Consider the following 14,052-nt stretch of genomic DNA (forward strand, 5'->3'; position numbering starts at 1 on the left):
AGGGTTAATCATCCTTTAATATTTTTATTGAAATAGTGAATGCTTAGCATTTGAGACAATTGTTTGAGCTCTTTTTTGTTTTTTTACAAAAAAAGCGAGTGTGAAAGCCTGACCCTTTTGGTAACGCCCAAAAAATATTTTTAGTTTTCCTTTTTTATATGATTTTTATGTGCCTATATAATTAGAATCTTACAACTTACTTTTATTTATAATTTAGTGGTAAAAGAAGTACACAAATTATATCTTTGCAATACTAAATTTCTACAAGAATGTTACAAGTACAATTTATTAGAGACAATAAAGAAACTGTTTTAGAAGGATTGGCAAAACGTAATTTTGCAAATGCTGAAACTATTATTGAGCAAGTTTTAACTGCTGATGAAAATAGAAGAAAAACTCAAGTTGAGTTAGATAATACCTTAGCAGAATCTAATAAAATGTCGAAAGAAATTGGAGGATTCTTCAAATCTGGAGAAGTACAAAAAGCAAACCTTTTAAAAGAAAAAACGGTTCAGTTAAAAGAAAAATCTAAAGAACTTTCTGAAAGTTTTAATGTTTTTGCTGATGCGTTACAAAACTTGTTATATCAAATTCCAAATATTCCTCATGCTTCTGTAAAAGCAGGAACTTCTGAAGAAGATAATGAGAACATTTTTAGCGAAGGAACGATTCCTGATTTAGGAGAAAATGCATTACCTCATTGGGAATTGGCAAAAAAATACGATATTATAGATTTTGAATTAGGAAATAAAATTACTGGAGCTGGTTTCCCTGTTTATAAAGGAAAAGGAGCTAGAATGCAACGTGCTTTAATCAACTATTTTTTAGATAAAAACACAAAAGCTGGTTATACAGAAGTACAAGTGCCTCATTTGGTAAATGAAGCTTCTGGTATTGCTACTGGTCAGTTGCCAGATAAAGAAGGGCAAATGTATCATTGTACAGAAGATGATTTATATTTAATACCAACTGCAGAAGTGCCAATTACAAATATGTTTCGCGGTAATTTAATGCAAGAATCAGATTTTCCAATAAAATATACAGGTTACACACCTTGTTTTAGAAGAGAAGCTGGTAGTTATGGAGCTCATGTTCGTGGTTTAAACAGATTGCATCAATTTGATAAAGTAGAAATTGTGCGAGTTGAACATCCAGATAATTCTTACCAAGCTTTAAACGGAATGGTAGAGCATATAAAAGATATTTTAAGAGAATTAAAATTACCTTATAGAATTTTACGTTTATGTGGTGGTGATACAGGTTTTACGTCTGCTTTAACATTCGATTTTGAATTATTTTCTACAGCGCAAAATAGATGGCTAGAAATTAGTTCTGCATCAAACTTTGAAACATTTCAAGCAAATAGATTAAAACTTCGTTTTAAAAATAAGGAAGGAAAAAGCGAATTAGCACACACGTTAAACGGAAGCTCTTTGGCTTTGCCTCGTGTTTTGGCTGGAATTTTGGAAAATTATCAAACAGCAGAAGGAATTGTGGTTCCTGAAGCTTTAGTGCCTTATACAGGGTTTAGAATTATTAATTAGTTTTTGAGTGAGCAGTATTCAGTTGCAGTTAGCAGTTTCTTATCTGAATGAAAACAGAAACTAAAAACTTTTTAAAATCAGTTTTTTTGACTGTAAACTGTTACTGAAAACTGAAAAACTAAACTTAGTTTGCAACTACAGCAATCATTAATCTTTTATATTTATTCATTTCTAAAAGTGCATTAAAATAAGCACTAATTTGTCCGTTTTTCATAAACTCTTTTGAGTTGTTTTTTGCTGTTTCGTATTGTTTTGAAAAAGTATTCATAATCTTAAAATTTGATTGGTTATATATACTATAGACAAGTTCCGTGCCAAAATGTTACAAAGAACTCCTGATAATTGCTTGCTTTAATAAAATTTTAACATATTTCTTACCTATCTTTGATTTATATGAAAAATCTTTTTTTTCTTATTTTATTAACTATAACTAGCGTTAGCTTCTCTCAAAATGATTATTTGTTGGGAGAAAGTTATTATAGAGAAGGTGAGTATGAAAAAGCAACTCAGGTTTTTAAAAAACTATATTCTAAAAGCCCATTTAACACTTCGTACTTAAGTCGATTAATTTCTTGCTATCAAGAAACAAATCAATTTTTAGAAGCAGAAAAAATTTTAAAATTAAAAATCAAAAAAAATCCTCAACAAGGTTTTTTATATGTGTATTTAGGATATAATTACGAACGACAGCAGTTAAAGGAATTGGCCAAAAAAAATTATGATTTTGCCTTAAATTCAATTGATAAAAACGCTTCTTATGGAGGAATTATAGGTCGTGTATTTAAAGATTATAACCATTTAGACAACGCAGTTTTAGCTTATGAAAAAGTAATGGCAAAAAATGAAAATGCCGATTATAGTTTTCAGATTGCACAGATTTATGGCGAAAAAGGTGACTTCAAAAAAATGTTTGAATCCTATATCAATATGGTTGATAAAACTGAGAAGTACTTAGGTCTTGTACAAAGATATACCAGTAAATATATAACTGACGATTCTGAAAACGAAGCCAATATATTATTTAGAAAAACGCTTTTACGAAAATCTGCAAGTAACCCAAAAGATGTATGGAATGTTTTATTAAGTTGGTTGTTTACACAGCAAAAAGACTATGGAAAATCTTTAATTCAACAAAAAGCATTATACCAAAGAAACCCAAGTGATTTATCTGCAATTTTTAGTCTAGGAAAAATAGCTTTTGAGAATAAAGATTATGATTCTGCAAAAGACTGTTTTGATTTTATCACTCAAAAATCATCATCAAACGAAGAAAAAGTTGATGGCTTTTTATACATCACAAAAATAGCTGTTGCTACTAAAAACCCAGAAACAGAAAAATTATTTCAATCGCTTTTTAATCAATTTGGAAAAAATGCTTTAACCTTAAAGTTACAAGTTGAATATGCAGATTTCTTAACATTTCAACAAAACAAACCAGAGGAAGCAAAAGAGATTTTAGAAAATGCTTTAAACTTTTCAAACTCTAAATTTGACAAAGCAAGAATCAAACTAAAACTAGGAGATATTTTAGTTTTTACAGGAAAATATAACAAAGCATTAATTTATTTTTCTCAAATTCAGACACAACTTAAAAATCACGAATTAGCACAACAAGCTCGTTTTAAAGTGGCGCAAACAAGTTATTTTAAAAGAGATTTTACTTGGGCAAAAGCTCAATTAAAAGTGTTAAAAAGCTCTACAACACAATTAATTGCCAATGATGCTTTAGAACTCTTCTTAATCATTACAGATAATGAACCAGTAGATTCTATTCCTTCTGGATTAAAAGAATATTCAAAAGCAGAATTATTAGCTTTTCAGAATAAAACACAACAAGCAATTGATACTTTAAATATTATCAACAAAGATTTTAAAGGACAACCAATAGAAGATGAAGCACTTTTTAAACAAGCAAAATTATTTATTAAGCTAAATCAGTTTGAAGCTGCAATTACAAATTTTGAAAAAGTAATATCTCTAAATCCTGAAGGTATTTTAATTGATGATGCTTATTACGAATTGGCAGAATTGTACAAAAATCATTTAAATAATCTCGAAAAAGCTTCAGAATACTATCAAAAGATTATTTTTGACTTTTCTTCTAGTATTTACTTAGTAGATGCCAGAAAAAAATATCGTAAAATAAGGGGTGATACTATTTAGGTTTTAAACTCGAAACTTACAACTCAACACTCATAAATTGAAAAAATGTACATATACAACGTAACTATAAATATTGATGAAAGTGTTCATTTAGAATGGATAACTTGGATGGAAACACACATTTTAGATGTGCTAAATACTGGTAAATTTTTATCTGCAAAACTAACAGAAGTTTTAGTAGAAGAAGAAATGGGAGGAAGAACTTATTCTGTACAATACACAGCAAATACCAAAGAAGATTTAGAAGATTATTATACAAATGATGCAGATAAATTGCGTAGTGAAAGTCTTAAAAAATTTAGTGATAAAATGTTAACTTTTAGAACTGAGTTAAAGGTTATAAAAGAGTTTTATCCTACAAATACTAGTAATTAATTTATCATTCCTGCAAAAGCAGGAATCCAATCGCTATTCATTTTGGTCAAAAAATAATATTAAACTACTTATTCTAGTTATAGTTTTTATATAAATAGTTAAAAATTATAAACTTACACCAACACCAATAGAAAAAGCATCAATTTTAGTAACGCCAATTTTAAAATGCTCATAACCAGAAGAAATATGATAATTTTTTAAATGATATTTTAATAGCATTTTTGTATTGTTTACTTCACTATTATTTATGGATGTCCATTTATGAGAAAAGTGTAAACTCACTGGTTTTTTAATAAACCAGTTTGCTCCTAAACCCAATCCAAAACCAGATTTATTTACATCATTCCCAACATGCATAATTCCTAAAGCAAACCATGTATCAAATTTCTGAGTTCTTATTCTATGATATTTTAAAAGAGCTGAATACAGAGAAAAATTATCCTTTTTAATCGCTATATTTTCTTTTAAATATAAATAACTAACATCTAAACTAAAACGCTTTAGAAAACGAAAGTCTACATCAAAATTGTTTCCATACAAATTGCTGTTTTCAATAACAAAGTTGTTTGTAATATCAAATCTTGTAATATTATAATTTATTGAATCAGTATAAATAAAATTACCTTGATACGATTTTTCATACGGATAATGAGCAATTTCTGCATCATGCATTCTTCCGTCGGTTTCAAATGGAGATTCTATTGCAATTCCATAAGCCGTGTAAGCAAATAGTTTTATAAAAATTTCTCCAAAAAAGGAACCAAAAAAAGATTTATTACTTCCTTTTTTGGATTTTTTTGATGTTGATGAAGATTTTGATGTTGATGAAGAGCCTGAAGAACTTAGTGATGAAGTAGATTTTAAGCTTTCTTTTCCTTTTTCTAACTTACCTTCTTGTGAGAAAGTATTGATATTAATTGCTAAAAAGGCAGCAAGAACTAATAATTTTCTTTGCATTAGTTTGGTTTTAAAACTCAGAACAAATCAAATATTATGCCGATTTTTAGCTGTACTTTTGTTTTTGAAGCATAAAACTTATAATTGTGTCTGTAAAAGCAAAAAAACATTTAGGTCAGCATTTTTTAACGGATGAAAGTATTGCAAAGGATATTGCAGATGCTTTAACTGAAAATGGATATGATGATGTGTTAGAAATTGGTCCTGGAATGGGTGTTTTAACTAAGTATTTATTACCGAAAAAAGCAAAAGTAACTGTTATGGAATTAGACAGAGAATCTGTTGCCTATTTGCATGATACTTTTCCTTTAGAACATATTAAACTAGACACATCAAAAGAACATTTTGAAATTATTGAAGGTGATTTTTTAAAGAAAAATATTCAAGATATTTTCAATAAAAAACAGGTAGCTATTATTGGTAATTTTCCATATAATATTTCTACTCAAATTGTTTTTAAAGCGATAGAAAATAGAGAATATGTGCCTGAATTTGCTGGAATGTTTCAAAAAGAAGTGGCAAAAAGAATCGCAGAAAAAGAAGGAAGTAAAGTCTATGGAATTCTATCTGTTTTAACGCAAGCTTTTTTTGATGTAGAATACTTATTTACAGTACCACCAACTGTTTTTAATCCACCACCAAAAGTAGATTCTGGAGTGATTAGATTGATCAGAAAAAAAGATTTTTCACTTCCTGTAGATGAAAAATTATTTTTTAGAGTGGTAAAAACGGCTTTTAATCAAAGAAGAAAAATGTTACGTTCTAGTTTAAAATCATTCAAACTTTCGGATTCTTTAAAAGAAGAACTTATCTTTACCAAAAGACCAGAACAGTTATCTGTAAATGATTTTATAGAATTAACAAAAAAACTAGCAGAAAATGTCATTTGAAATCACAGAAGAATTTCTAGAACAACTATCTGATGTTATAAAATCTAATGATGATAAGGTAATTTCTTCCTTATTTAAAGAAGTCCATTATGCAGATATTGCAGAGGTTTTAGACGAGGTAAACTTTGATGAAGCAATCTACATTATCAAACTTTTAGATAGTGAGAAAACGTCTGAAATCCTTATGGAATTAGACGAAGATATTCGTGAGAAAATTTTAGAAAACTTATCTGCAAAAGAAATTGCAGAAGAAGTTGAAGAAATGGATTCTGATGATGCTGCAGATATTATAGGAGAATTATCAGAAGAAAGACAAGAACGGGTAATTTCTGCTTTAGAAGATCAAGAATTAGCTGCAGATATTAAAGAATTACTTTCTTACGAAGAAGAAACTGCAGGTGCTTTAATGGCAAAAGAATTAGTAAAAGTCTATGAAACATGGACAGTTGCTGGTTGTATGCGTAGAATTAGAGGACAAGCAAAAGATGTAACCAGAGTTCATTCTATTTACGTAGTAGATAAAGAAGAAAAATTAATTGGTAGACTTTCTTTAAAAGATTTAATTATTGCCAAATCCGATCAAAAAATATCAGAAATATATATAGATCAAGTAGATTCTGTAAACATAAATGAAGACGATGAAGAAGTTGCTAAAATTATGGCAAAATATGATTTAGAAGCAATTCCTGTTGTAGACGACAACAATGTTTTATTGGGTAGAATTACTATTGATGATATTGTAGATGTTTTAAAAGAAGAAGCTGATAAAGATTATCAATTGGCAGCTGGTTTAACACAAGATGTAGATTCTGATGATAGTATTTTAGATTTAACTAAAGCACGTTTACCTTGGTTGTTTTTAGGATTAATTGGTGGTGTTGGTGCTTTTTTAATTATGGAAGGCTTTCATGGAGTATTTGCAAAATATGCAGCTTTATTTTTCTTTACCCCACTAATTGCAGCAATGGCAGGTAATGTTGGTGTACAGTCTTCTGCAATTATTGTGCAAGGTTTAGCAAATGATGATGTAAAAGGAAGTATAAATAGTAGACTTTTTAAAGAAATGCTTTTAGCGGCTTTAAATGGTGTTATTTTAGCCCTTTTTCTATTTCTTTTTGTTTGGGCTTATCAAGGTAAAATGAATCTTGCTTTAGCTATTTCTGTATCTTTAGTAATTGTAATTATTGTAGCGGGTTTAATAGGTACTTTTGTGCCTTTATTTTTAAACAAAAGAGGTATCGATCCAGCAATAGCAACAGGACCTTTTATTACAACTTCTAACGATATTTTTGGAATCTTAATTTATTTTATGATTGCAAAAATGATTTTAGGCATATAAAAAACCTTTCCGATTTCTCAGAAAGGTCTTTTTCTCTTTTTCTTAATTTTAGATATAAGCCCCTAATCTCATATCTGCAATTGATCCCTTTTTCAAATTGTATTTGTTTGGTTAAACAACTACACGTCAAAAGTACATTAGATTAGAAAACTAAGAATGAGAAAAACCGCAGACTAAAATGTGGATTTCCGCAAAAGTGAAAATTAATCAATAATACCAAGTTCTTTAGCCTTTAAAACTAAATCTGTATTATTATTTGCGTTTAAATCGGACCTTAAATTACCTAATTTTGTTTCTATAGAACGAAGTTTTAAAAAAGAACCATCTCCCTTTTTAATAACACCTTCTAAATTGGCTATTTTAGGGTGATTTGGAAGCTCTTTTAGTATTTGTATAGCTACATCGTCCATTTGAATTTGAATGATGTTTCTACGCATTATTTTTTGATGAATTTCATGCGTGTAATAGTAATCATTTACTAACATTTTTTGAATAGCAAAACCTATTTCTGTAGCATCACATTTACTTTTTAATAAATAAGCATTAGGATTTAAATTACTGATAACATTATAAACCCTGTTGGTTTCTGTGTGGCCTGTTATTACACCTATTTTAATATTAATATCATTGTTTTTGATAGCTTTAATCAATTCTTCTCCTCCATCTAAAAGAGCGTCTTCAGTAGTATTATCAAAACTTAAATCTGTAAATAAAAGTTGAAACGGATTTGTATTCTGATTGCTTTTTATCAACTGAAAAGCGTCATCGCAATTATTAGTGGTTACCACATCAAAATCGCCAACTTCTTTTAAAGAACAAACGATGCCTTGTATAACAAGTTGATGATCATCAGCAATTAAAATTCTTATTTTATTTTCCATGTTTAGGGATTTCTATATCAATATTTGTTCCTTTTTCTAACTCACTTTTAATAGAAAAAACACCATTAATCTCTTCTATTCTCTCTTTCATATTTTTTAACCCAATTCCAGTTTTCTTATCAGCAACATTAAAACCTTTTCCGTTATCAGAAATTGTTAAAAAAACTGCATTTTTTGTTTCACTAAAACTTAAAATAATATTTTTTGCAGCTGCATGTTTTTTAGCATTCTGAATACTTTCTCTTATTGTTAAAAACAAGGTTCTTTTAATAGCATTATTAATATTTTGCCAATCTACAGTGTCTATTTTCTCTGCTTTAATTCTAAAATCGATTTCAAAAAAGTCTGATATTAAATTAATTATCTGATCTTTAAAAGACACTTTATCAAAGCTCTCACTACTTAATTGATGTGATAAATTCCTTACATTTTCTTTGATAACATCTAAGCTTTTTGCTTCTTCTGTTTGGTTGGTTTTTGCTAATTTTAAATGTAGCATTCGTATATCTCCTGCAACCTCATCATGTAAAGATTTTGCAATTTGCTGACGCTCTTTTTCACGTGCCTCAATTTGTTGTAACTTCGCTTCAAAAAGGATCTTTTTTCTTCTACTAGAAACAACATTTGCACCAAAACCAATAAACAAAATACTTGTTCCTGCTATAAGCCACCCAATTGTTTTTTGTTGTTTTTCACTTTCTAAAAGCAATTGCTTTTGGGTGTTCTCTTCCTTTAAACCTGCGTTTTCTTTGTCCTTCTTTTCTGTTTCGTATCTAATTTTTGCAAACTGATTTTTTAGAGTTCGTTCTCTTTTGTATAAACTATCATTTAATTGAATATATTCTTGTAAATATTGCCTTCCTTTTTCTCCTTTAATAAGTTGTGATAATAAATTCAAATTTATTAAAGTTCTGTTACTATTATTGGTCTGTTTTGCTAGTTTTATTCCTTTTTTTGAATGAAAAATTGCTTTTTGTGTCTCTCTTTCTTTAAAATAATAACCTGCTAAAATTGTATGTGAGATACTTTGTTCATATAAGTAATTATGTTTCTCTCTAGAGCTTAATGCTGTTTTATAACCTTTTAATGCTTCTTTATGTTTTCCTAACTTATAATTACTAGAGGCTAAGTTTTCGAGTAATGATTGATATCTAATCGGGTACTTATATTCTAAACTATCAAACGCTAACCCTTTTTTATAAAATGCAATTGCTTCTCTATGATTATTCTCTCTAAAATAAGATAACCCTGCATTAGTATAATAATCAAGATTTGATATTTCTTTAACTTTCTTATTTAAATTAGATTTATTTATTTCAAAACATTTTAAATAGTTTTTTCTAGCTTCTTTTTGTCTTCCTAACTCACTTAAAACGAGTCCTAAATTATTATATAAATATAAAGTATAAACTTTTTCATTTAATGGTTCAATATAAAGTAACCCTTCTATAGTAGATATTTCACTTCCTAGATAATCCCTTTCCCTTTCTTGAATTCTAGCCATAGAAAGTAGTCTTCTTGCTACAGATAAAGAATCTTTTAGAAGAATAGAAATGTTTTTAGATTTATGGTAATAATAAAAAAGACTGTCAGTTTTATATTGGATACGATAAAATAACGCTTTGTAGTGATAATGTTTTGCTAAAGCAATAGAATCTTTATTTTTTGAATATAAGTTTAATAATTTTTGATTACTTAAAGACAAGTTGTTAAGGTCTTTATTATAATAACTCTTTAAGCCAAAATCTATATATGTTTTTCTAATTAAAGAATCTATTTGGGTTTTTTCTGCTAAAAAAAAAGCTCTTTTAGGCAGTATAGAATTATTGGTCTCTTTGTATTTTTTTAGTAATACATTAATAGAATCTGGTTTTTTTTCAAAATCTTTGTTTTGAGAAAAAATAGAAAAATTAATAAATAAAGTAATAAAAATTATTTTTTTATACATAAAAGTAAAATACCTTGATTTTCATCAAGGTATTAGTGTTAAATTTCACTATTTTTCTTCTCCATCTTCTCCATCTTCTCCATTTCCTCCTTCTCCTCCAGGACTTAAATTCATTGCTAATTCTTCTAAATTGTTTTCTTGTAAATTCATTTTTACATGCTTTTTTGTTTAACAACCTAAAAATAAGATTTTAGTATTAAAAATCAACTATAATTTGTTTATTTTTTGAAATAAATCCCACAAAACAACTCCTGTAGTTACAGAAATATTTAAAGAATGTTTGGTGCCTAATTGTGGAATTTCAACACATACATCAGCAGCACTTACAACTTCTTGTTGTACACCTTTTACTTCATTACCCATTACTATTGCATATTTTTCTCCTTTCGTAGGATAAAAAGTATCGAGTTTTGTTGAATTTTCTGCTTGTTCAATCGCAAGTACTTTAATATTTGAATCTTTCAATTTTTGAATAAGCGTTAGCGTATCTCCTACATATTCCCAAGCAACAGATTCAGTTGCGCCTAAAGCGGTTTTATGAATGTCTTTATTTGGCGGAGTTGCACAAATACCACACAAGTATATTTTTTCAATTAGAAAAGCATCCGAAGTTCTAAAAACAGAACCAATATTATTTAAACTTCTAATGTTGTCTAAAACTACAATTATTGGTGTTTTTTTAACGGTTTTAAATTCATCAACCGAAATTCTACCTAACTCGTTATTTTTTAATTTTCTCATAAAAAATTTCTTTGTCAAATCTTAACAAAAATAATGTATAAATTAAATAACAAAAGATTTTATATTTGTTAAAAAAGTTAAAAATGAAAAATTATTACTTATTAGCATTATTCTGTGGTTTTTATATGTTAAATACATATTCACAAATACCACAAAATAACGATTTACAAAATGCAATAACCATTACATCATTACCTTTTTTAGATGCAAATGTACAAACTCAAAATGCAACTGATGATTCAGGTTTAGATGCTATTTCTTGCAACGTTGGAGTTTATTCTAAGGTATATTATAAATTTATTCCAGGAACAAATGTAACACTATCTATTAATATTACTAATGGACAATCTAATAGTTTTATTATACCAACAGAATCTAATACTAATAACCCTTTAAACACATCAGAACTAACTTTAGTAAATGATATCTCTTGTAATTTTAGAGAAAATTTGTCTTTAGATTTAATAGCAGGAAAGATATATATATTTTTAATAAGCAATCCAGATTCAGAAACAGATATACAATTCTATGTAGAAAATAATGCAGACATTATTGATTTTCCAGACGAGAATTTTAAAAATGCTTTAGTGTTGCAAACAAACCCTGTAATAGATTTGAATGACGATGGAGAAATACAAAAAAATGAAGCTTTTTTTACTAATAAAATTTCGATCCTTAGAAGTCAAAATGTGTCAGATTTAACAGGTTTAGAATATTTTAAAAACTTAATTTTTTTATATTGTGATAGTGCACTTAATTCTATTAATGTATCTAATAATACTTTATTAGAAGAGATTTCTTTTAGCGGAATTGGGGTTTCTAACATAGATTTGACTAATAATACTGCATTAAAAAAAATATCCACTTATTTTAGCTCTTTAACTAACTTAGATGTATCTAATAATATTTTATTAGAAGAACTTCTTTGTAGTGAAAATAAAATATCGTCTATAAACCTATCTGAAAATACTGCGCTAACTTATATAAATATTTCCCAAACACCTTTAACAAGCTTAGATCTCTCTAATAATATTAATTTAGAAGATATTTATTGTCCTAATAATAAATTGACAAGTTTGGATCTATCTAATAATATTAATCTAAAGGAGGTTTCTTGTAATTCAAATGAATTAACTTCTTTAATTCTTGATAATAATAACAAATTAATTGACCTTCGAGCAGGTCGTAATCAATTAAATACGTTAGATATTTCTAATAATACTAATTTAGAAACTTTACATCTTGAATTAAATAATTTAACAGCAATAGATGTTTCTAAAAATACGAATCTTAAAATTTTAAGTTTAGCGGCTAACAAATTAAATACTTTAGATATATCAAATAATTTAGCATTAAGGGATATTGGTATATGGTATAATGAAATATATGATTTAGATGTTTCTAATCATATGTTACTTGAACATCTTTATATGCATTTTAATAACAATACAATTGATCTTTCTAATAATACAGATCTTGTTACGTTTTGGGGATCTGGACTTTCATCAATAGATTTATCAAATAACAGTAAACTTAGAAGTATTGATGTTTACAATTCATTTTTAAGTACAATAGATATATCTAACAACCCATTAGTTTCAGATATATCTATTGCTAGTAACGAGTTTTTAAAACAGATAAACTTAAAAAATGGAGGTAATACAGTTTACGACCAAACAATAAATAATTACACTACAAATAGTGGGGATGAAAGGAGTATTTATTCCTCTTTTTATGTGAAAAATAATCCATTATTAAACTTTATCTGTGTAGATGAAATAAATTATGCTATTAATAAATTTACTGAAATAGATTCTCATACAACTTTTGTAGATAATTGTAATAATTTAGAAGATAGTAATAGTATTATTGGTAAAGTTCTTTTTGATGAAGACAACAACGGTTGTACAACAGAAGATGTAAAACTAAATAACATTCTTTTAAATGCTACGGATGGCACAACAAACTATGGAGCATATACAAATTTAGAAGGGAGTTTTACGCTAAACCTAAATGAAAACACCTATACAACAGCATTGGTTAATATTCCTGACTATTACACCATAAACCCAGCTTCACTTACCACAACTTTTACAGGTTCTAACAACGAGGATATGGCAGATTTTTGCCTAACCGCAAACCAGACAGTTAGTGATGTAAACATTATTCTTTTACCTATTACAGAAGCGCGCCCGGGTTTTGATGCGAACTATCAATTAGTCTATGAAAATGTTGGAACAACCGTTTTAAGCGGAACCGTAGAATTAGAGTTTGATAGCAGTTTTCAGAGTTTTGTTTCTTCAGTTCCTAGTGAAGATAATAGCACAACGAATACTATTTCCTTTAATTATCAAAATTTAAAACCATTCGAGAAAAAAATAATTGAAGTTGCTTTAAATACATTTACACCACCAACTGTTAACGATAGAGATATTTTAAATTTAACGGCAAGTATTACTCCAATAATGGGAGATTTTACAACTACTAATAATGTGTTTTCTTTAAATCAAACAGTTGTAAATTCATTTGACCCAAATGATAAACAAGTTTTACAAGGAAATAAAATTACTTTACCAGAAACTTCTAATTATCTAGATTACTTAATTCGTTTCCAAAATACGGGCTCTGCAAGTGCAATAAATGTGTTATTAACAGATTTATTGGATGAAAAATTAGATTGGCAAACGTTAAAACCAATATCATCTAGTCATAATTATTCAGTAGAAATTATAAATAATAGTTTTGTGAAATTTACTTTTAACAATATCAACCTTCCTTCTGAACAAGTAAATGAACCAGAAAGTCATGGTTTTATAGCGTTTAAAATTAAACCAAAAACAGATGTAGCTGTTGGTGATATAATAACAGGAAAAGCAAAAATCTATTTTGATTATAACCTTCCAATTATTACAAACATTGTTAGTACAGAGGTTGTAACTACCTTATCTATTACAAAAAATGACGTAGGATCAAAAATTGACGTATATCCAAACCCAGTAAATAATGTTCTTATGATTAAAAATATTGATAATCTAATTATCAATAAACTAGAAATTTATGATATTAACGGCAAAAAAGTAGCTGTAAAGAACAGCTCTTTTGATAAGGTTAATTTCAGAAATTTTGATACTGGTGTTTACTTTGTAAAGTTTTTTACTGATAATGGAATTTTATATAAAAAAGTTCTAAAGAAATAAATTATACTATTTTAGCG

General features: G+C 27.7%; 11 protein-coding genes. 6 read left to right on the top strand and 5 right to left on the bottom strand.

What is annotated here, in order from left to right; genetic code table 11:
* Window positions 1-269: 269 nt before the first annotated feature.
* Window positions 270-1,544, top strand: a complete 1,275-nt coding sequence (gene serS / locus PHEL85_RS10790; RefSeq protein ID WP_036824927.1) for a serine--tRNA ligase — start codon at window positions 270-272, stop codon at window positions 1,542-1,544.
* 124 nt (window positions 1,545-1,668) lie between these two features.
* On the opposite strand, the gene PHEL85_RS17980 is transcribed toward serS, so the two are convergent.
* Complete coding sequence (locus tag PHEL85_RS17980) at window positions 1,669-1,812, bottom strand: hypothetical protein (protein ID WP_200882349.1); 144 nt, start codon at window positions 1,810-1,812, stop codon at window positions 1,669-1,671.
* A 194-nt stretch (window positions 1,813-2,006) separates the two neighbouring features.
* On the opposite strand from PHEL85_RS17980, the gene PHEL85_RS10795 reads away from it, so the two are divergent.
* Window positions 2,007-3,707 (top strand): tetratricopeptide repeat protein, encoded by a 1,701-nt coding sequence (locus PHEL85_RS10795; RefSeq protein WP_235318266.1) that lies wholly within the window; start codon window positions 2,007-2,009, stop codon window positions 3,705-3,707.
* Window positions 3,708-3,752: 45 nt separating this feature from the next.
* Window positions 3,753-4,082, top strand: a complete 330-nt coding sequence (locus PHEL85_RS10800) for a DUF4286 family protein (protein ID WP_036824931.1) — start codon at window positions 3,753-3,755, stop codon at window positions 4,080-4,082.
* Between the two features lie 105 nt (window positions 4,083-4,187).
* Here PHEL85_RS10800 and PHEL85_RS10805 read toward each other — a convergent pair whose 3' ends face one another.
* Window positions 4,188-5,039 carry a hypothetical protein gene (locus PHEL85_RS10805; RefSeq protein ID WP_036824933.1) on the bottom strand — a complete coding sequence of 284 codons (852 nt, stop codon included), beginning with the start codon at window positions 5,037-5,039 and terminating at the stop codon, window positions 4,188-4,190.
* Window positions 5,040-5,125: 86 nt separating this feature from the next.
* Here PHEL85_RS10805 and rsmA point away from each other — a divergent pair, with 86 nt between their 5' ends.
* Together rsmA and mgtE are read left to right on the top strand one after the other, a co-directional pair.
* Window positions 5,126-5,929 carry a 16S rRNA (adenine(1518)-N(6)/adenine(1519)-N(6))-dimethyltransferase RsmA gene (rsmA, locus tag PHEL85_RS10810; protein ID WP_036824935.1) on the top strand — a complete coding sequence of 268 codons (804 nt, stop codon included), beginning with the start codon at window positions 5,126-5,128 and terminating at the stop codon, window positions 5,927-5,929.
* On the top strand, window positions 5,919-7,268 hold the full coding sequence (gene mgtE, locus PHEL85_RS10815; RefSeq protein ID WP_036824937.1) for a magnesium transporter: 1,350 nt from the start codon (window positions 5,919-5,921) through the stop codon (window positions 7,266-7,268). Before rsmA ends, mgtE begins: the two co-directional genes overlap by 11 nt.
* A gap of 203 nt (window positions 7,269-7,471) precedes the next feature.
* Here mgtE and PHEL85_RS10820 read toward each other — a convergent pair whose 3' ends face one another.
* From PHEL85_RS10820 to PHEL85_RS10830, 3 genes are all read right to left on the bottom strand, one after another.
* Window positions 7,472-8,149, bottom strand: a complete 678-nt coding sequence (locus PHEL85_RS10820; RefSeq protein WP_036824938.1) for a response regulator — start codon at window positions 8,147-8,149, stop codon at window positions 7,472-7,474.
* Window positions 8,139-10,097: a tetratricopeptide repeat-containing sensor histidine kinase gene (locus PHEL85_RS10825; RefSeq protein WP_036824940.1), complete on the bottom strand. Its 1,959-nt coding sequence runs from the start codon at window positions 10,095-10,097 to the stop codon at window positions 8,139-8,141. The genes PHEL85_RS10820 and PHEL85_RS10825 overlap by 11 nt, the downstream gene beginning before the upstream one ends.
* Window positions 10,098-10,304: 207 nt before the next feature.
* Window positions 10,305-10,838, bottom strand: coding sequence for an RNA methyltransferase (locus PHEL85_RS10830; RefSeq protein WP_036824942.1), 534 nt, complete (start codon window positions 10,836-10,838; stop codon window positions 10,305-10,307).
* Between the two features lie 83 nt (window positions 10,839-10,921).
* Here PHEL85_RS10830 and PHEL85_RS10835 point away from each other — a divergent pair, with 83 nt between their 5' ends.
* Window positions 10,922-14,035 carry a T9SS type A sorting domain-containing protein gene (locus tag PHEL85_RS10835; RefSeq protein ID WP_036824944.1) on the top strand — a complete coding sequence of 1,038 codons (3,114 nt, stop codon included), beginning with the start codon at window positions 10,922-10,924 and terminating at the stop codon, window positions 14,033-14,035.
* Window positions 14,036-14,052 lie beyond the last annotated feature (17 nt).

The organism is Polaribacter sp. Hel1_85 (assembly GCF_000766795.1).
Taxonomy (GTDB): domain Bacteria; phylum Bacteroidota; class Bacteroidia; order Flavobacteriales; family Flavobacteriaceae; genus Polaribacter.